At 67.6% G+C, this 17,010-nt stretch carries 18 protein-coding genes; 12 read left to right on the top strand and 6 right to left on the bottom strand.

The features are described 5' to 3' along the window. Nucleotides 1-43 precede the first annotated feature (43 nt). From C1I89_RS29730 to C1I89_RS29685, 10 genes are all read left to right on the top strand, one after another. Nucleotides 44-1,771, top strand: coding sequence for a proline--tRNA ligase (locus C1I89_RS29730; RefSeq protein WP_102775860.1), 1,728 nt, complete (start codon nucleotides 44-46; stop codon nucleotides 1,769-1,771). 54 nt (nucleotides 1,772-1,825) lie between these two features. Then, nucleotides 1,826-2,248, top strand: coding sequence for a tol-pal system-associated acyl-CoA thioesterase (ybgC, locus tag C1I89_RS29725; RefSeq protein WP_102775859.1), 423 nt, complete (start codon nucleotides 1,826-1,828; stop codon nucleotides 2,246-2,248). 2 nt (nucleotides 2,249-2,250) lie between these two features. Next, nucleotides 2,251-2,931, top strand: coding sequence for a protein TolQ (tolQ, locus tag C1I89_RS29720; RefSeq protein WP_102775858.1), 681 nt, complete (start codon nucleotides 2,251-2,253; stop codon nucleotides 2,929-2,931). Next, on the top strand, nucleotides 2,931-3,389 hold the full coding sequence (locus C1I89_RS29715; protein WP_102775857.1) for an ExbD/TolR family protein: 459 nt from the start codon (nucleotides 2,931-2,933) through the stop codon (nucleotides 3,387-3,389). The genes tolQ and C1I89_RS29715 overlap by 1 nt, the downstream gene beginning before the upstream one ends. Before the next feature lie 39 nt (nucleotides 3,390-3,428). Continuing rightward, entirely contained in the window at nucleotides 3,429-4,571 is a 1,143-nt protein-coding gene (tolA, locus tag C1I89_RS29710; RefSeq protein WP_102775856.1) for a cell envelope integrity protein TolA, read from the top strand. A 16-nt stretch (nucleotides 4,572-4,587) separates the two neighbouring features. After that, complete coding sequence (gene tolB / locus C1I89_RS29705) at nucleotides 4,588-5,910, top strand: Tol-Pal system beta propeller repeat protein TolB (RefSeq protein WP_102775855.1); 1,323 nt, start codon at nucleotides 4,588-4,590, stop codon at nucleotides 5,908-5,910. A 31-nt stretch (nucleotides 5,911-5,941) separates the two neighbouring features. After that, nucleotides 5,942-6,445 (top strand): peptidoglycan-associated lipoprotein Pal, encoded by a 504-nt coding sequence (gene pal, locus C1I89_RS29700; protein WP_102775854.1) that lies wholly within the window; start codon nucleotides 5,942-5,944, stop codon nucleotides 6,443-6,445. 85 nt (nucleotides 6,446-6,530) lie between these two features. Beyond that, complete coding sequence (gene ybgF / locus C1I89_RS29695) at nucleotides 6,531-7,220, top strand: tol-pal system protein YbgF (protein ID WP_102775853.1); 690 nt, start codon at nucleotides 6,531-6,533, stop codon at nucleotides 7,218-7,220. Next, nucleotides 7,220-8,248, top strand: coding sequence for a FecCD family ABC transporter permease (locus C1I89_RS29690; protein ID WP_102775852.1), 1,029 nt, complete (start codon nucleotides 7,220-7,222; stop codon nucleotides 8,246-8,248). Before ybgF ends, C1I89_RS29690 begins: the two co-directional genes overlap by 1 nt. Then, entirely contained in the window at nucleotides 8,245-9,033 is a 789-nt protein-coding gene (locus C1I89_RS29685) for an ABC transporter ATP-binding protein (protein ID WP_102775851.1), read from the top strand. Before C1I89_RS29690 ends, C1I89_RS29685 begins: the two co-directional genes overlap by 4 nt. Before the next feature lie 7 nt (nucleotides 9,034-9,040). On the opposite strand, the gene C1I89_RS29680 is transcribed toward C1I89_RS29685, so the two are convergent. Further along, nucleotides 9,041-9,538: a YbaK/EbsC family protein gene (locus tag C1I89_RS29680; protein WP_102775850.1), complete on the bottom strand. Its 498-nt coding sequence runs from the start codon at nucleotides 9,536-9,538 to the stop codon at nucleotides 9,041-9,043. A 129-nt stretch (nucleotides 9,539-9,667) separates the two neighbouring features. Between C1I89_RS29680 and C1I89_RS29675 the strand changes: the two genes are divergently transcribed. After that, a complete protein-coding gene (locus tag C1I89_RS29675; RefSeq protein ID WP_102775887.1) occupies nucleotides 9,668-10,477 on the top strand; it encodes an alpha/beta fold hydrolase in 810 nt (269 codons plus the stop codon). Here C1I89_RS29675 and C1I89_RS29670 read toward each other — a convergent pair whose 3' ends face one another. Next, nucleotides 10,478-10,939 carry an Lrp/AsnC family transcriptional regulator gene (locus C1I89_RS29670; RefSeq protein WP_247747728.1) on the bottom strand — a complete coding sequence of 154 codons (462 nt, stop codon included), beginning with the start codon at nucleotides 10,937-10,939 and terminating at the stop codon, nucleotides 10,478-10,480. Between the two features lie 253 nt (nucleotides 10,940-11,192). Here C1I89_RS29670 and C1I89_RS29665 point away from each other — a divergent pair, with 253 nt between their 5' ends. After that, nucleotides 11,193-12,155, top strand: coding sequence for a DMT family transporter (locus C1I89_RS29665; RefSeq protein ID WP_258231551.1), 963 nt, complete (start codon nucleotides 11,193-11,195; stop codon nucleotides 12,153-12,155). Between the two features lie 6 nt (nucleotides 12,156-12,161). Here C1I89_RS29665 and fusA read toward each other — a convergent pair whose 3' ends face one another. From fusA to C1I89_RS29645, 4 genes are all read right to left on the bottom strand, one after another. After that, nucleotides 12,162-14,273, bottom strand: a complete 2,112-nt coding sequence (gene fusA, locus C1I89_RS29660) for an elongation factor G (RefSeq protein ID WP_102775847.1) — start codon at nucleotides 14,271-14,273, stop codon at nucleotides 12,162-12,164. Nucleotides 14,274-14,509: 236 nt separating this feature from the next. Next, nucleotides 14,510-14,974: a universal stress protein gene (locus C1I89_RS29655; protein WP_102775846.1), complete on the bottom strand. Its 465-nt coding sequence runs from the start codon at nucleotides 14,972-14,974 to the stop codon at nucleotides 14,510-14,512. A gap of 99 nt (nucleotides 14,975-15,073) precedes the next feature. Further along, nucleotides 15,074-15,418, bottom strand: a complete 345-nt coding sequence (locus C1I89_RS29650) for a TIGR01244 family sulfur transferase (protein WP_043544931.1) — start codon at nucleotides 15,416-15,418, stop codon at nucleotides 15,074-15,076. A 40-nt stretch (nucleotides 15,419-15,458) separates the two neighbouring features. Further along, nucleotides 15,459-16,922: an aminotransferase-like domain-containing protein gene (locus tag C1I89_RS29645; RefSeq protein ID WP_168202270.1), complete on the bottom strand. Its 1,464-nt coding sequence runs from the start codon at nucleotides 16,920-16,922 to the stop codon at nucleotides 15,459-15,461. Between the last annotated feature and the right edge of the window lie 88 nt (nucleotides 16,923-17,010).

Here is a 17,010-nt window from a genome sequence, read left to right as displayed (position 1 = left end):
TACAATTACGGACGATTATACGTATCTGCTGCCACCTTTAAACATGCGCGCATCCAACTACCACATCAACACCCTCAAAGAAGCCCCTTCGGAAGCCGAAGTCGCCAGCCACCAACTGATGACCCGGGCCGGCATGATCCGCAAGCTCGCGGGCGGCATCTACACCTACATGCCCCTGGGGCTGAAGATCATCCGCAAGGTCGAGGCCATCGTCCGCGAGGAAATGAACGCCGCGGGCGCCATCGAGCTGCTGATGCCGGTGGTCCAGCCCGCCGAGCTCTGGCAGGAGTCGGGCCGCTGGGAGCAGTACGGCGCGGAACTGCTGCGCATCAAGGACCGGCACCAGCGCGATTTCGTGCTGCAGCCCACGTCCGAAGAGGTGATCACGGATATCGCGCGCAACGAGATCCACAGCTACCGCCAGCTGCCGCTGAACTTCTATCACATCCAAACCAAGTTCCGCGACGAGCGCCGTCCGCGCTTCGGCCTGATGCGCGGCCGCGAATTCACCATGAAGGACGCCTACTCGTTCGACCGCGACGAGGCTGGCGCCCAGCGCAGCTACGACATCATGTTCAACGCCTACATGCGCATCTTCGGCCGACTGGGCCTGGAATTCCGCGCGGTGGCGGCCGACACGGGCTCGATCGGCGGTTCGCGCAGCCATGAATTCCAGGTCATCGCCGAAACCGGCGAGGACCTGCTGGTCTACAACGCCGAGTCCGACTACGCCGCCAATATCGAGCTGGCCGAGGCGCCCGCGCTGTACGCCACGCGCGCCGAGCCGGCCGAGGCCATGGCCGAAGTGCCCACCCCGGGCGCGGCCAAGTGCGAAGACGTCGCCCGCCTGCTGGACATGCCGCTGGAGCGCACGATCAAGTCCATCGTGCTGGCCACCGACGGCGAAAAAGGCGCCGACATCTGGCTGCTGCTGCTGCGCGGCGACCATGAGCTCAACGAGATCAAGGCCGGCAAGCTGCCGGGCCTGGCGGGCTTCCGCTTCGCCACGGAAAGCGAGATCGTCGAGGCTTTCGGCTGCAAGCCCGGCTACCTGGGCCCGGTCAAGACCGCGCGCCCGGTGCACGTCGTCGCCGACCGCACCGTGGCCAACATGGCCGACTTCGTCTGCGGCGCGAACAAGGAAGATTTCCACATCCGCGGCGTGAACTGGGGCCGCGACCTGCCCGAGCCCGAGCTGGTCGCCGACCTGCGCAACGTCGTCGCCGGCGATCCTTCGCCCGACGGCAAGGGCACGCTGTCGATCCAGCGCGGCATCGAAGTGGGCCACGTTTTCTACCTGGGCAAGAAGTACTCCGAAGCGCTCAAGGCCACCTTCCTGGACGAGACCGGCAAGCCGGCGGTGCTGGAGATGGGCTGCTACGGCATCGGCGTCACCCGCATCGTGGGCGCGGCCATCGAACAGAACCACGACGCCCGCGGCATCATCTGGCCGCGCGCGATCGCGCCCTTCGAAGTCGTGATCTGCCCGGTGGGCTGGGGCAAAAGTGAAACCGTGCGTGACACCGCCCAGAAGCTCTATGAATCGCTGCTGGCGCGCGGCGTGGACGTCATCCTGGACGACCGCGACGCCCGCCCCGGCGTGATGTTCGCCGAATGGGAATTGATCGGCGCGCCGCTGCGTGTAACAGTTGGAGAACGCGGCCTGAACGATGGTGTGTTGGAATTGCAGGCCCGTCGGGAAACCGAAGCCGCCAAGATTCCGGTAGAGTCCGCGCTCGAGGCCGTGCTGAGCAAGCTCGACACCCTTTAACCTTATAGTAACTACGGGCTTATCGGCCCCGTCCGACATCTGCCTATCCGTACCGTGACCGCCCCGAAGTTCCCCGAATCCATCCTGCAGGTCCGTGTCTACTACGAAGACACGGACGCGGGCGGGGTGGTTTTCTATGCCAACTACCTGAAATTCCTGGAGCGCGCACGCACCGAGTGGCTGCGCGACCTGGGAGTCAACCAGTCCGCCCTGGCGGCCAGCGAGCAACGGCTTTTCGTCGTCCACTCCCTGGACATGTCCTACCGCAAACCGGCCAGGCTGGACGACCTGCTTACCATACGCAGCCGGATCACACGACTGGGCCGCGCTTCGATACACTTCGCGCAGCGCGCCGAGCGTGACGGGGAACTGCTTGCCGAAGGCAATATCCAAGTCTGCTGCGTCGATGCCATCCACATGCGGCCGGCGGAACTGCCGGCCGACGTTCGCGCCAAACTGAAATTCATTCAGGAATAACCATGCAAGTCACCAACGACATGTCGTTGCTTACCCTGATCACCGACGCCAGCGTGCCGGTCCAGCTGATCATGCTGTTGCTGCTGGGCATTTCGATCATGTCCTGGACCTACATCTTCGCCAAGCGCCTGGCCATCAAGCGCGCCCATGCGCAGACCCGCCGTTTCGAAGACGATTTCTGGTCCGGCGGCGACCTGTCCATGCTGCAGCAGGCCGTGGCCTCGCGCCGCGACGAACAGGGCGCGCTGGCCCGCATCTTCGATGCCGGCATGACCGAATTCCTGAAGGCCCGCCGCGGCAACGCCACGGGCGACGCCATCGCCCTGCTCGACGGCCCGCGCCGCGCCATGCGTGCGGCCTACCAGCGCGAAATGGACTCGCTGGAATCGCACCTCAACTTCCTGGCCTCGGCCGGCTCGGTTTCGCCGTACATCGGCCTGCTGGGCACGGTCTGGGGCATCATGCACGCCTTCATCGGCCTGTCGAACATGCAGCAGGCCACGCTGGCCTCGGTGGCCCCCGGCATCGCGGAAGCCCTGATCGCGACCGCCATCGGCCTGTTCGCCGCCATTCCGGCCGTGGTCGCCTACAACCGCTTCACCAACGACATCGACCGCATCTCGATCCGCTTCGACAGCTTCGTCGATGAATTCCTGAACATTCTGCAACGGCAGGTACGCTAATGCCCTCGGTAAGCTCGCGCGGCCGGGCCGGCCGCCGCATGAAGGCCGACATCAACGTCGTGCCCTACATCGACGTCATGCTGGTGCTGCTGGTCATCTTCATGGTGACCGCGCCCCTCATCACGCCCGGCCTGATCCAGTTGCCCTCGGGCGGCGCCGCCTCCGAGGTGCCGGTCAAGCCGCTGGAAGTCCAGATTTCGGAAGACGGCAAGCTCGCCCTGCGCATGCGCGAACCCGGCGCGACGCCGCAGGACATCGCGCGTCCCGAACTGGTGGCGCAAGTGCGCTCGCGCATTACGGCTGAAACCCCGGTGGTCATCGCCGCCGACGGCAAGGTGCCGTACGAGACGGTAGTGAAGGTCATGGACGAATTGCGCACCAACGGCATCACCCGCCTGGGTCTGCTGGTGGACCAATCCGCCGGCCAGAACCAGCCCGCCCCCGCGAAGAAACGCTAACGCGACGCCTTCGGCCGGCGCCGAAGGCATGCAACGCCCATGACGCCACCCATTATCCGACACCGCAGCGGCCCCCCGGCCCCCCCGCCCCATCACGACAACCGCAAGGCATTGCTGCTGGCCGTGGCGGTGCACGTGCTGCTGCTGATCGTGCTGATCTTCGGCGTGAGCTGGCGCTCGGAGAACCCCGGCCCCGTGCAGGTGGAACTCTGGGCCGACGGCAATTCGCCCGACTCGCCGCCGCCCACGCCCGAACCCGAACCGACCAAGCCCGAACCCAAGCCGCAGCCCAAGCCCGAGCCTGAAGAAGCGCCCGAGCCGCCGCCTCCGCCGCCCCCGCCGCCTCCACCCGAGCCGGAACCCCAGGTTCAGCCCAAGACCGAGGAGGTCGACCCCGAAATCGCGCTCCAGGAAGCCAAGAAGAAGCGCGAGGAAGAGGAAAAGGCGCGCCAGGCCGCCGAAGCCGCCAAGGAAAAGGCGCGCCTCGAGGAAGAGCGCAAGCAGGCCGAACTGAAAGAGAAGAAGCGCCTGGAGCAGGAACGCCAGGCCGCCGAGAAGGCTGCCGCCGAAAAAGCCGCGGCCGAGAAGGCCGCCGCCGAGAAAAAGGCCAAGGAAGAAGCCGCCAAGAAGGCCGCCGCCGAAAAGGCCGCTGCCGAGAAGGCGGCTGCCGAAAAGAAGGCGGCCGAGGAAAAAGCGGCCGCCGAGAAGAAGGCTGCCGCCGAAAAGGCTGCTGCCGAAAAGGCCGCAGCCGAGAAAAAGGCCGCCGCCGAGAAGAAGGCCAAGGAAGAAGCCGCCAAGAAGGCGGCCGCCGACAAGGCCCTCCGCGAGGCGTTCCGCAACGACGCCCTGGGCGCCGCCGGCATCCCCGGCGGCACGGCCGACCGCAACCAGGCAGGCGGCGGGCGCGACAGCGGCTACGGCGCCAAGGTGCGCGCCTGCGTGCAGCCCGGGGTGGCCTATCCGCCCCCGCCGCGCAGCGGATCGGAAAATCCCACGGCACAATACCGGGTACAGTTAGGTTCCGACGGGAAGGTCAACGGCGTAACGTTGACCCGGTCTTCGGGCATTGCAGGCTTCGACCGCGCGGTCGAAACCGGCATCCGCCGTTGCAACCCCTTCCCCAAGCCTTCGACGGGCCGCTACGAACCCATTATTGACGTTGTGTACAGAATGTATGATTGACAGGAGATTGACGAATATGACTCCCGCTTATAGCCGACGAGTACCCCAGCTCGCTCTCTGGCGATCGTATGGACTCGGGCTGCTGATGCTGGCGCTGGCCTGCCTGATGGCCATGCGACCCGCCCAGGCCCAGTTGCGCGTCGATATCTCGGGGACCGGCGCCACCCAGTACCCCGTGGCCATCGCCGATTTCGCCGTCGACGACACCCACGGACGCGCGCTGGCCGAAGTCATCCGCGCCGACCTGACCCGCACCGGCCAGTTCCGCCTCATCAACGCCGCCGGTTCCGGCCTGAACGTCGACTCCCCCATCTCGCACGACGACTGGCGCGCCAAGGGCGCCGACTTCATCGCCTACGGCAGCATCTCGCGCGGGGCCGACGGCCGCTACGACGTCCGCTACCGCCTGGCCGACACGGTCAAGAAGGGCCAGCTCGACGGCGTCGCGTTCTCGGGCACCGAGCAGGAACTGCGCCGTGTCGCCCACCAGATCGCCGACCGCATTTACGAGAAGATCACCGGCGTTCGCGGCGTGTTCTCGACCCGTATCGCCTACGTGCTGAAGAAGGGCACCACCTACGAACTGCAGGTGGCCGATGCCGACGGCCAGAACCCGCAGGTGGCCCTGCGCTCGCGCGAGCCCATCATCTCGCCGTCCTGGTCGCCCGATGGCTCCAAGCTGGCCTACGTGAGCTTCGAATCCGGCAAACCTGTCGTGTACGTGCACAATTTGGCTTCCAGCGCGCGCGTTCCCGTCGCCAACTTCAAAGGTAACAATAGTGCACCCGGCTGGTCGCCCGACGGCTCCAAGCTCGCGGTGGCTCTGACCCGCGATGGTTTGTCGCAAATTTACATCGTTAATGCGTCCGACGGCTCCAATCCGACCCGTGTGACGCGTTCTCCCGGCATCGACACCGAACCGCGCTTTACGCCGGACGGGGCATCCATTATCTTTACGAGTGACCGCAGCGGCGGGCCGCAGATCTACCAGACCGGCTCGAGTGGCGGCGAAGCCCGCCGCCTCACGTTTAATGGTGGTTACAACATCTCACCCCGAATTTCCCCCGACGGATCGACGCTGCTGTACGTTGCGAAACGCGACGGCGCGTTTCGTATCGCGTCGTTGAACCTGTCCTCAGGTGCCGAGACTTTGCTGACCGATGGTCGTGACGATCAGTCCCCTAGCTTCGCGCCTAATGGAATGCAAGTGCTTTACGCCGCCGTCCAAAACGGTCGTAGCGTGCTTGCAGGTGTCTCGAGCGATGGCCGCGTACGGCAGACGCTATCGGTACTGAACGGGGAAATACGTGAACCGACTTGGGGCCCATTTACCCGATAACACGTGTGACTCTCTTTGCAAAGGAACTATCATGAAGTCGCGCATTGCCAAAAGCCTAACCATCGCCGCTCTGGCTGCCGCCCTGGCAGCCTGCAGCTCCGTCCCTCTCGACGATAAAGCGGGTCAGGGCGGAGGCGCTGGCCAAGGATCGTCGTCGAGCTCCGGCGAAATCCTTGATCCCTTCAACCCCCAAAGCATCCTGGCGCAACAGCGCTCGGTGTACTTTGACTTCGACAGCTACACGGTGTCGGACCAGTACCGCGGTTTGGTCGAAACCCACGCGAAGTACCTGGCCTCGCACCCGCAGCAAAACATCAAGATCGAAGGCAACACCGACGAACGCGGCGGTTCCGAGTACAACCTGGCCCTGGGCCAGCGCCGTGCCGACGCCGTGCGCCGCATGATGACCCTGCTGGGCGTCAGCGACAACCAGATCGAAACCATCAGCTTCGGTAAGGAAAAGCCGAAGGCGACCGGTACGTCGGAAGCCGATTTTGCGGAAAACCGCCGTGCCGATATCGTCTATCGCCGCTAAACTTTCCGTATAGTCGAGTGTCCTACCACGCGTCGGGACGGTCAGCCGGCCGTCCCGACGTTTGTTTTTATACCCGGGAATTTTCATGCGCGATAACGTTCTGTCCCTGCGTCCCCTTATTGTGGCCACCGGCCTGGTGCTTGCCGCCCTGACGGCGCCGGCCCACGCTTTTTCCGACGATGAGGCCCGTCGGGCCATCCTGGATCTGCGCAAGCAGGTTCAGCAGCAGAACGAGCAGAACCAGCGCGCCAAGCTGCAGCTTGCCGACCAGATCCAGTCCCTGCAGCAGGAAATCGCCCAACTGCGCGACCAGCTCGAACTGGTGTCGCGCCAGCAGCCCAGCGCGCGCCCGGGCGGCGCCGCCGGCAGCACCAACCCGCCGGGCGCCAATGCCGGCGACCCGCAGGAACAGGCCGCCTATGACGGCGCCATCGACCTCTTCCGCAAGGGCCAGTACAAGGACGCCTCCGAGTCGTTCGCCGCGTTCACCGCGCTCTACCCCTCCAGCCAGCTCGCGCCCAGCGCCCAGTTCTACCTGGGCAGCAGCCGCTACGCGCTGAAGGACTTCAAGGGCGCCATCGAACAGCTCAACGCCATGGTCGAAAAATCCCCCGACAACGCGCGCGCCCCCGATGCGCTGCTGGTCATCGCCGGCAGCCAGATCGAGCTGAACAACCGCGCCGGCGCCAAGACGACGCTGCAGCGCATCGTGCGCGACTACCCCACCACGCCGGCCGCCGGCACCGCCAAGAGCCGCCTGCAGCTGCTCCAGTAATGGCGGTTGCCGCCTACCGGCATATCCTGCGCCGCCGCGCGGGGCTGATCGCCCTGCTGCTGGCGGCGATTTTCATGGCGCTGCTGGCCGATTTCACCTTGGGCCCTTCCGGCCTGCCGTGGCGCGACCTGTGGCAGACGCTGACCGCGCCCGCCGCCGCCGATCCCACCACCCGCGTCATCGTCTGGGACATCCGCCTGCCCTCGGCCCTGCTGGCCGCCCTGGTGGGCATGGCGCTGGGCCTGGCGGGCGCCGAGATGCAGACCATCCTGAACAACCCGCTGGCCAGCCCGTTCACGCTGGGCGTGTCTTCGGCGGCCGCCTTCGGGGCCTCGCTGGCCATCGTGCTGCAGCTGGGCGTGCCGGGCATCCCCGACGGCTGGCTGGTGGCCGGCAACGCGTTTCTGTTCGCGCTGCTGGCCGCGCTGCTGCTGGACGCGGTGACCCGTTGGGGCGGCATGAATACGTCGACTGTGGTGCTGTTCGGCATCGCCATGCTATTCACCTTCAACGCGCTGGTTTCGCTGGTGCAGTTCATGGCCAGCGCCGAAGCCCTGCAGAACCTGGTGTTCTGGACCCTGGGCAGCCTGGCGCGCCCGGGCTGGGCGGCGGTGGCCGTGCTGGCGGCCGCCGTTGCGCTGGCCCTGCCGCTGGCCATGCGCCAGTCCTGGAAGCTGACCGCCTTGCGACTGGGCGAAGACCGCGCCGCCAGCTTCGGCGTGGACGTGCGCCGCGTGCGCGTCGCGGCGCTGGCGCGCGTCAGCCTGCTGTCGTCGCTGGCCGTCGCCTTCGTCGGCACGATAGGCTTCATCGGGCTGGTGGCGCCCCATATCGCGCGCCGGCTGTTCGGCGAGGATCACCGCTATTACCTGCCCGGCAGCGCGCTGGTGGGCGCGGTGATCCTGTCGCTGGCCTCGATCGCGTCCAAGAACCTCGTGCCCGGCGTGATCGTGCCCGTGGGCATCGTGACCGCGCTGGTCGGCATCCCCTTCTTCGTGGCGGTGGTCCTGCGCCGGCAACTGCCATGAGCCCGCAACTCGCCATCGAAGGGCTCTGCGCCGGCTACGGGCGCGGCGACGTGCTGCACGGGCTGGGCCTGCCGGCGCTGGCCGCCGGCGAAGTCACCGCCCTGCTCGGCCCCAACGGCAGCGGCAAGTCCACGCTGCTCAAGGCGCTGGCCGGCCTGGTCCGGACCCGCGCCGGCAGCGCCCGGCTGGGCGAACAGGACCTGATCCGGCTGAACTTCGGCGAACGCGCGCGCCACGTGGTCTATCTGCCGCAGAGCCTGCCCGCCGCGGTGCACCTGCGGGTGCTGGAATCGGTGCTGGTGGCGGCGCGGGCCAGCGGCGGCGACGCCGCGGCGGCCGATGCCCGCAGCGTCGAGCGGCTGCTCGAACGGCTGGGCATCGCCCATCTGGCGCTGCACTACCTGGATGCGCTGTCCGGCGGGCAGAAGCAGCTGGTCGGCCTGGCGCAGGCGCTGGTGCGCCATCCGCGCGTGCTGCTGCTGGACGAACCGCTGTCGGCGCTGGACCTGAACTACCAGTTCCACGTGATGCGCCTGCTCAGGCAGGAAACGCGCGAGCACGGCCTCATCAGCCTGATCGTGCTGCACGACCTGAACGCGGCCCTGCAGCACGCGGACCGCGCGGTCATGATCCACGGCGGACGGCTGCACGCGGCGGGCGCCCCCGCCGAAGTCATCACGCCGGCCTCGCTGGCGGCGGTGTATGGGGTGCAGGGGCGCGTCGAAACCTGCTCGCGCGGCTTGCGGCAGGTGCTGATAGACGGGCTGGAGGCGCGCCCGCGCTAAGGACGGCTCATGCGCGCTGCGCCACGTCGGCGACCGGCGCGCCGGTCATGTCCGCCAATTGCCGCGGCGTCAGGTTGAACACGGCATGAGGATGGCCGGCGGCGGCCCACAGGCTTTCGTAGTTGAACAGGTCCGCGTCCAGCAGCATCACCGGCTTGACCGTGTGGCCGATGGGGCAGACGCCGCCGATGGCATAGCCGGTCATGTCGCGCACGAACTTGGCGTCGGCCTTGGCCAGTTCGCCGACCTGCGCGGCCACCTTGGCCTCGTCGACCCGGTTCACGCCGCTGGCGATCACCAGCACCGGCGCATCGTCGGCGGCGCGGCGGAAGATGATGGACTTGGCGATCTGCGCCACTTCGCAGCCCAGCCCGGCCGCCGCTTCGGCCGAGGTCTTGCCGGTCTGCGGCAGCACCACGACGGGCTTGTCGTGCCCCAGGTCCAGCAGCAGCTGGGCGACGCGGCGAGCGGATTCGGGCAGGGCGGCGAGGGACTCGGGGGACATCGTGGCGGGCTCCGTTTCAGGCGATGCCGGCGCTGGGATAGGCCGGCGCAACGGAAAACGAGTTTATCAGCGCCGGCCCGCGATGGCCGGGGAGCTAGAATGCGCACCTGGCTTTTGCACAAGACTCCCATGCGTTCCGAACCCGTCCTGCCCCTGCAAACCGCGCCGATCGGCGGCTATGCCATGTCCTACACCGAGTATGGCAGCGGCGCGCCGCTGGTGCTGGTGCATGGCTCCCTGTCCGACAGCCGCTACTGGAAGTCGCAGATGGCGCCGCTGGGGCGGTCGTTCCGCGTGCTGGCGGTATGCCTGCGCCGCTACTGGCCGGAAGCCTGGGACGGCGCGGGCGACGGCTTTTCGATCGAACAGCACGCCAGCGACGTGCTGGAATTCATCGACGCCGTGGCCGGCGGCCCGGCCCATCTGGTGGGCCATTCCCGCGGCGGGCGCGTGGCGCTGGAAGCGGCGCTGCGCCGTCCCGACGCGCTGCGCAGCCTGACCCTGGCCGATCCCGGCCTGCCGCTGCCCGGCGCGGACGACCACCGCGGCGGTTTCCGGCTGCGCGCGCTGGAGCTCATCCGCGCCGGCGAAACCGAAGCCGGCCTGGCGCTGTTCGTCGATACCGTGACCGGCCCCAACACCTGGCAGCGCATGGTGCCCTGGTTCAAGGAGATGGTGCGCGACAACGTCGGCACGCTGTTCGGCCAGGCGCGCGAGACGCCCGCCGCGCTGACGCCGCAGCAGATCGCCTCCCTGAAAATGCCCACGCTGCTGATCGGCGGCGCGTTGAGCCCCGCGCCCTACCCCGCCGTGCTCGACGCGCTGGCGCAATGGCTGCCGCACGCGCACCGGGTGACCATCGCCGGCTCCTCGCACGGCATGAACCTGGGCAATCCGCGCGCCTTCAACGGCGCCATCGAGGAATTCATCGGCGGCTGATCAGGGCTCGACCGAAGGCGTGTGCTTGAGCCGCCGCAGCACGAAGGTGGAGCGGCTGTGGCGCACGCCGCGCAGCTTGTACAGGCGCTTGCGCAGAAAGGACTCGTAGCCCTCGGTGCCCGCCACCGCCACCTTGATCAGGTAGTCGTACTCGCCGGTCACGAGAAAGGCCTCGACCACTTCCGGCAGGCGCGTGATTTCCTCGCCGAAGCGCGCCAGCGTGTCGTCGTCGTGGTGCTCCAGCGTGACCTCGATCATGACGGTATCGGGCAGGCCCAGCGCTTTCTGGTTCAACAGCGCGGCGTAGCCCTCGATCACCCCGGCCTCTTCCAGCGCCTTCACGCGGTTCCAGCACGGCGTGGGCGACAGCCCCACCTGCTCGGCCAGCTTCAGGTTGGTGAGCCGCCCGTCGGCGCGCAGCGCGCGCAGGATCTTGCGGTCGGTTTCGTCGATTTTGGGCATGGCGGACACGATGGCAGGCGCTCCAGGAGAATATCTCTCTGTATATCAATACTAGAGGATAGATATTTTCCTATATCCGCCAATCAGGCGTGAATCAGGAAACCTATTTTTCGCCACCCGCCGTAGACTTTCCTGCAAGACGGCCGCCTACCCCGGCCGTCGGATTTCGGCGCGCTCGCTGCGGCACAACCCGGCGCGCGCGCCGGCAGTTCCAACGCATCATGCCGCGCGCCGATCCGCGCGGCGGGAAATCATGTCCTTCGCAGCAGCAGCACCCGCAAGATCCGGCCTGGGCCTGTCCGGCACCGCCATGCTTCTTACCGCCCCGGCGCTATTCGCCTCCAACATGGTCGCGGCCCGCTGGGCCCACGACGCCAGCCTCCCCCCTGTGTTTCTCGCCTTCGGCCGCTGGCTGATCGCCCTGCTGATCCTGCTGCCGCTGGCCGCGCCGGCGCTGCGCGCGCACCGCCGCACGCTGCGCCGCAGCCTGCCGTCGCTGCTGCCGCTGGCGGTGCTGGGCATGGGCGTGGCGGTGGCGCCGCAGTACATCGGCGCCCAGACCACCAGCGCCACCAATATCGCGCTGATTTTCTCGTGCAGCCCCATTCTGGTGGCCCTGCTGGAAGCGGCGATCTGGCGCAAGCCTTTGTCGGCCCTGCGCGCCGCGGGCCTGGCGCTGGCGCTGGGCGGCGTGCTGACGGTGCTGTCGCGCGGCGATGCGCAGGCGCTGGCGCGCCTGGCTTTCGGCCAGGGCGACCTGTGGGTGCTGCTGGCCGCCACCGGCTGGGCGCTCTATACGGTGCTGCAGAAGCGGTTGAGCCTGCCGGCGGCGGTGCCCGACAGCGCGCGCCTGGCGACGCTGATGCTGGGTGGCGTGCTGGCGCTGGCGCCGTTCGCGGCGATCGAGGCGGCCAGCGGCGCCGTGCCGCCATGGACCGATCCGCGGCTGGCGGCGACGCTGCTGTTCCTGGCCGTGGTGCCCAGCCTGGGCGCCTACTACGTATACGGCCGGCTGATCAGCCAGGCCGGCCCGGCCACGGCCGGACTGGCCATGTTCCTGGTGCCGGTGTATGCGGCGCTGCTGGCCTGGCCGCTATTGGGCGAGGCGCCGCAGCTGTTCCACGCCTACGGCTTCGTGATGATTCTGTTCGGCGTGCGGCTGGCCTCGACGCGCCGGCGCGCGGCCGCGACGGGCGCGGCCGCCGCGGCGGCCTGAGCCGCCTCAGCGGCCCGTGCCCTGGGCCGCAATCACTTCCTGCGCCACCTGGCGCGGGGCCTCGGCGTAATGCTTGAACTCCATGGAGTAGGTCGCCCTGCCCTGGGTAAGCGAACGCAGCGAGGTCGAATAGCCGAACATCTCGGCCAGCGGCACTTCGGCGCGCACCAGCTTGCCGCCGCCGCCGGCGATGTCCTCCATGCCCTGGACCATGCCGCGGCGCGAGGACAGGTCGCCCATGACGTTGCCGGTGTAATCGTCGGGCGTTTCCACCTCGACCTGCATCATGGGTTCCAGCAGCACCGGGTCGGCCCGGCGCATGCCTTCCTTGAACGCCATCGAGCCGGCCATGCGGAACGCGTTCTCGTTCGAATCCACGTCGTGGTAAGAACCGAAGAACAGCGTCACCTTCACGTCCACCACGGGATAGCCGGCCAGCACGCCGGCGTTGAGCGCCTCGCGCACGCCCTTGTCCACCGCCGGGATGAACTCGCGCGGCACCACGCCGCCCTTGATCGCGTCGACGAACTCATAGCCCTTGCCGGGTTCCTGCGGTTCGAGCTTCAGCACCACGTGGCCGTACTGGCCGCGCCCGCCTGACTGCTTGACGAACTTGCCCTCGACCTCGGCACAGGTCTTGCGTATGGTTTCGCGGTAGGCCACCTGCGGCTTGCCCACCGTGGCCTCGACGCCGAACTCGCGCTTCATGCGGTCCACCAGGATTTCCAGGTGCAGCTCGCCCATGCCCGAGATGATGGTCTGGCCCGACTCCTCGTCGGTGCGCACGCGGAAGGACGGGTCTTCCTGCGCCAGGCGGCCCAGCGCGATGCCCATTTTTTCCTGGTCGGCCTTGGTCTTGGGCTCGACCGCCTGCGATATCACCGGCTCCGGGAAGACCATGCGTTCCAGGATGATGACGTGCGCCGGATCGGTCAGCGTGTCGCCGGTGGTGACGTCCTTGATCCCCACCGCCGCGGCGATGTCGCCGGCATAGACCTCGGTGATTTCGCGGCGCTCGTTGGCGTGCATCTGCAGGATGCGGCCCAGCCTTTCCTTTTTGCCCTTGACCGGGTTCAACACCGAGTCGCCCGACTTCACCACGCCCGAATACACACGGAAGAACACCAGCTGGCCGACGAAGGGATCGGTCATGATCTTGAAGGCCAGGGCCGAGAACGGCTCGTTGTCGGCGGGATGGCGCTCGATCTCGCGGTCGCGCTCGTCATGGCCCTTGATGGCCGGCACGTCGACCGGCGACGGCAGGTAGTCGAGCACCGCGTCCAGCATGGCCTGCACGCCCTTGTTCTTGAACGCGCTGCCGCACAGCATGGGCACGATCTCGTTGGCCACCGTGCGCTGGCGCAGGCCCTGCTTGATCTCTTCCTCGGTCAGCGGCTCGCCCGCCAGGTATTTCTCCAGCAGCGCCTCGTTGGCTTCGGCGGCCTTCTCGACCATCTTGTCGTGCCATTCCTGGGCCTGCGCCTGCATCGCGGCCGGGATGTCCTGGTATTCGAAACGCACGCCCTGGCTGGCCTCGTCCCAGATGATGGCCTTCATCTTGACCAGGTCGATCACGCCTTCGAAATGGTCTTCGGCGCCCACCGGCAGCTGGATCGGCACGGCGTCGCCCTTGAGGCGCTCGGCGATCTGGCGCTGCACGCGCAGGAAGTCCGCGCCCACGCGGTCCATCTTGTTGACGAAGGCCAGCCGCGGCACCTTGTACTTGTTGGCCTGGCGCCAGACGGTCTCGGATTGCGGCTGCACGCCGCCGACCGCGTCATACACCATGACCGCGCCGTCCAGCACGCGCATGGAGCGCTCGACCTCGATGGTGAAGTCCACGTGGCCGGGCGTGTCGATGATGTTGATGCGGTGCTCGGGATAGTTGCCGGCCATGCCTTTCCAGAAGGCGGTGGTGGCGGCCGAGGTGATCGTGATGCCGCGCTCCTGCTCCTGCTCCATCCAGTCCATCACCGCGGCGCCATCGTGCACCTCGCCGATCTTGTGGGTGATGCCGGTATAGAAGAGGATGCGCTCGGTGGTCGTCGTTTTGCCCGCGTCGATGTGGGCGCTGATGCCGATGTTGCGGTATAGCTCGATACGCGTCTTGCGAGTCATGGCCTCTTCCTTTGAAGTCGCCAGGCAAAGACGGCAGGCCCGACCGGGCCTTGCCGCGGCGGGCGCGAGGCCGCGTGAAGGACTGCGTAGTGGCGAGGCCGCGCCCGCGCTGATGCATGAATATTACGCCCGCCGCCGCAAGATACAAAGACGCGCGCGGCCCGCTTGCGCGCCGCGCCGGGCGCAAAAAAAACCCCTCGCTGCGGAGGGGTTCGGGGCGACCTGCGCGGAAGGACTTACTTCTTGTCTTCCTTGACGCGGTAGACCAGCACGGCGGTGCTGGCCAGCGACAGCACCTTGGCCGTGACGCTGCCCAGCAGCAGGCGCGACAGGCCGCTGCGGCCGTGGCTGCCGATGAAGATCAGGTCGCAGCCGGCGTCGGCGGCGGCCTGCACGATGCCGTCGGCCACGTTGAAGTTGGACACGGCGCGCGCCTCGGACTTCACGCCGGCGGTGTCGGCGCGGTCGGTGATCTGCTTGAGGTACTTGTCGGCCTGTTCGGCCGAGGCCTTTTCGTAGTCTTCGTCGGTGATGGCATAGGCCGCGGCCATGCCGTCGAAGCCGATGGTGGCCGCGAACGGCTGCGTGACGTACAGCGCGACGACTTCAGCGCCTACGGAACGCGCAAAACAAATACCCGCGTTGGCGGCTTGCGCCGACAGCGGCGAGCCGTCGGTGGGAATCAGGATCTTCTTGAACATCTGCCTGCTCCTGTTTGAGAGGAGTCTCCATGCTACCGGAAACCCGCTACGCGTACATCAATGTGAACCCGATGTGCTTGATGCGCGTCAAGCGCGGCCTCAGCCCAGTTGCTGCGCGGCGGCGAACAGGTTGGTGCAGCGGGTGCCGGTGCGGCAATACGCCAGTACCGGACCGGGCAGCGTGCGCAGCAGTTCGGCGAAGCGCTGGACGTCGGCGGCGGTCATGGCGCTGCCCACCACGGGCTGGTATTCGATCTGCAGGCCGGCGGCCTGCGCGGCCTTGGACACGTCGGCGGCGGTGGGCTGGTCGGGGCCGCCTTCGAAATCGGGACGGTTGATGATGACGCTCTTGTAGCCGGCGGCGGCGACGTCCGCCATGTCGTCCGGGCCGAGCTGCGGGGCGACGGCGAAATTCTGGGTCAGGGGTTTGATGGGTGCGGACATGACGATTCCTTATATGGCTTGGTAATGAGGGCTTTTTATATTATTGAATGCCCGCGCCGGTTTGCGCGAAGATTTTTTCCAGGTCCGCCCAGATTCCCCGGTGATCGGCGATGGTGACCGAAAAACGCAGCATGCTGGAGGGCGCCTGCGACGGCGAGAACAGCGTGCCCGGCGCCAGCAGCATGCCGTGGTCGGCCGCCACCCGCGCCAGCTCCTCGCTGTCACGGCCGCAATCGGCCCAGACGAACATGCCCGCATTCGGTTCGTGATGCACCGTCATTCCCAGCTTGAGCAGGCCCTTCAGGCAGCGCTGGCGGGCCTCGTCCACGCGCGCGCGCACCCGTTCGATATGGCGCCGGTACTGCCCTTCCATCAGCACCCGGTGCACGACCCGTTCGCCCAGTTCGGGGGAGGTCAGGCCGGCCAGCATCTTCAGGTCGGCCAGCTTCTGCAGGATGTCGGGATTGGCCGCCAGATAGCCCACGCGCAGGCTGGCCGCCAGCATCTTGGAATAGCCGCCCACCAGGATCACGCGTTTCAGGCGGTCCAGCACCGCCAGCTTCATGGCCCCGCCGGGATGCAGTTCGCCGTAGGTGTCGTCTTCGACCACCATGAAATCGTGGCGCTCGGCGATGCGCAGGATGTCGTAGGCCGCCCCAGCCGACAGGGTATGGCCGGTGGGGTTGTGCACCGCGCTGTTGACGATGAAGAGCTTGGGCTTGTGCTGCGCGGCCAGCTGTTCGAGCAGCGCGATGTCGGGGCCGTCGGGGCCGCGCGGCACGCCGATGGGGCGCGCGCCGAAGGCCGCCAGGCGGCCGAAAATGACGAACCAGGCCGGGTCTTCGACCAGCACGGTGTCGCCCGGCTTGACCAGGTGCCGCGCGATCAGATCCAGGCCGTGCGTGACGCCGTTGGTCGTGAGCAGGTTCAGCTCCGGATGCGCCGGCACGCCGTCGTTCTGCAGCGAGGCGGCGATCTGCTGGCGCAGCGGCGCGAAGCCCTGGGGATGACCGTAGCTGACCAGGTGGCCGCGCACCGAGCGCCCGACCGCGCGCACCGCGCCGGCCACCATTTCGGGGTCCAGCCAGTCCGGCGGCAGCAGGCCCGCGCCGCCCGGCATGCCGAGCGCGGCGGTTTCGCGGAACATGCTGCGCAGCAGCCAGGCCACGTCGATGCGCGCCGGCGGCGCCAGCGAAGCGGCGGACGGCGCCGTGGCGGACGCCGCCAGCGGGCCGCTGCGCGCCCGCACGAAAAACCCCGCGCCCCGGCGCGACTGCACCAGGCCACGCGCCACCAGCCGGTCGTAGGCTTCCACCACCGTAAAGCGGCTGACGCCGGACTGTTCGGCCATCTTGCGGATGGACGGCAGCCGGGTGCCGGGCCGCAGGCCCTGCTCGTCGATGCGGCGGGCCAGGCCGTCGGCCAGCTGCGTCACCAGGGTGGCGTCGGCCTGGCGCACGGGCTGCCAGGGCGGGGAGGATGAGAGCGCGGGGGCAACTGTCATGGAGATTTCACCAGGCCAGTGATTAAAGTGATATGCCAAAGTGTACCGGTACTGTACCGATGACTATGCGTAGAGTGGCAGCAATCAC

It is taken from the genome of Achromobacter pulmonis, assembly GCF_002885955.2.
Lineage (GTDB): Bacteria > Pseudomonadota > Gammaproteobacteria > Burkholderiales > Burkholderiaceae_B > Achromobacter > Achromobacter pulmonis_A.
The sequence above is the reverse complement of the archived record's forward strand: the minus strand, read 5'-3'. Positions and strand labels throughout refer to the sequence as shown.

What these genes read in the sequence shown, in the direction of transcription:
- C1I89_RS29730 (WP_102775860.1), top strand. Translation starts at nt 44, where the DNA reads ATGCGCGCATCCAACTACCACATCAACACCCTCAAAGAAGCCCCTTCG.
- tolQ (WP_102775858.1), top strand. Translation starts at nt 2,251, where the DNA reads ATGCAAGTCACCAACGACATGTCGTTGCTTACCCTGATCACCGACGCC.
- C1I89_RS29715 (WP_102775857.1), top strand. Translation starts at nt 2,931, where the DNA reads ATGCCCTCGGTAAGCTCGCGCGGCCGGGCCGGCCGCCGCATGAAGGCC.
- tolA (WP_102775856.1), top strand. Translation starts at nt 3,429, where the DNA reads ATGACGCCACCCATTATCCGACACCGCAGCGGCCCCCCGGCCCCCCCG.
- tolB (WP_102775855.1), top strand. Translation starts at nt 4,588, where the DNA reads ATGACTCCCGCTTATAGCCGACGAGTACCCCAGCTCGCTCTCTGGCGA.
- pal (WP_102775854.1), top strand. Translation starts at nt 5,942, where the DNA reads ATGAAGTCGCGCATTGCCAAAAGCCTAACCATCGCCGCTCTGGCTGCC.
- ybgF (WP_102775853.1), top strand. Translation starts at nt 6,531, where the DNA reads ATGCGCGATAACGTTCTGTCCCTGCGTCCCCTTATTGTGGCCACCGGC.
- C1I89_RS29690 (WP_102775852.1), top strand. Translation starts at nt 7,220, where the DNA reads ATGGCGGTTGCCGCCTACCGGCATATCCTGCGCCGCCGCGCGGGGCTG.
- C1I89_RS29685 (WP_102775851.1), top strand. Translation starts at nt 8,245, where the DNA reads ATGAGCCCGCAACTCGCCATCGAAGGGCTCTGCGCCGGCTACGGGCGC.
- C1I89_RS29680 (WP_102775850.1), bottom strand. Translation starts at nt 9,538, where the DNA reads ATGTCCCCCGAGTCCCTCGCCGCCCTGCCCGAATCCGCTCGCCGCGTC.
- C1I89_RS29675 (WP_102775887.1), top strand. Translation starts at nt 9,668, where the DNA reads ATGCGTTCCGAACCCGTCCTGCCCCTGCAAACCGCGCCGATCGGCGGC.
- C1I89_RS29670 (WP_247747728.1), bottom strand. Translation starts at nt 10,939, where the DNA reads ATGCCCAAAATCGACGAAACCGACCGCAAGATCCTGCGCGCGCTGCGC.
- C1I89_RS29665 (WP_258231551.1), top strand. Translation starts at nt 11,193, where the DNA reads ATGTCCTTCGCAGCAGCAGCACCCGCAAGATCCGGCCTGGGCCTGTCC.
- fusA (WP_102775847.1), bottom strand. Translation starts at nt 14,273, where the DNA reads ATGACTCGCAAGACGCGTATCGAGCTATACCGCAACATCGGCATCAGC.
- C1I89_RS29655 (WP_102775846.1), bottom strand. Translation starts at nt 14,974, where the DNA reads ATGTTCAAGAAGATCCTGATTCCCACCGACGGCTCGCCGCTGTCGGCG.
- C1I89_RS29650 (WP_043544931.1), bottom strand. Translation starts at nt 15,418, where the DNA reads ATGTCCGCACCCATCAAACCCCTGACCCAGAATTTCGCCGTCGCCCCG.
- C1I89_RS29645 (WP_168202270.1), bottom strand. Translation starts at nt 16,922, where the DNA reads ATGACAGTTGCCCCCGCGCTCTCATCCTCCCCGCCCTGGCAGCCCGTG.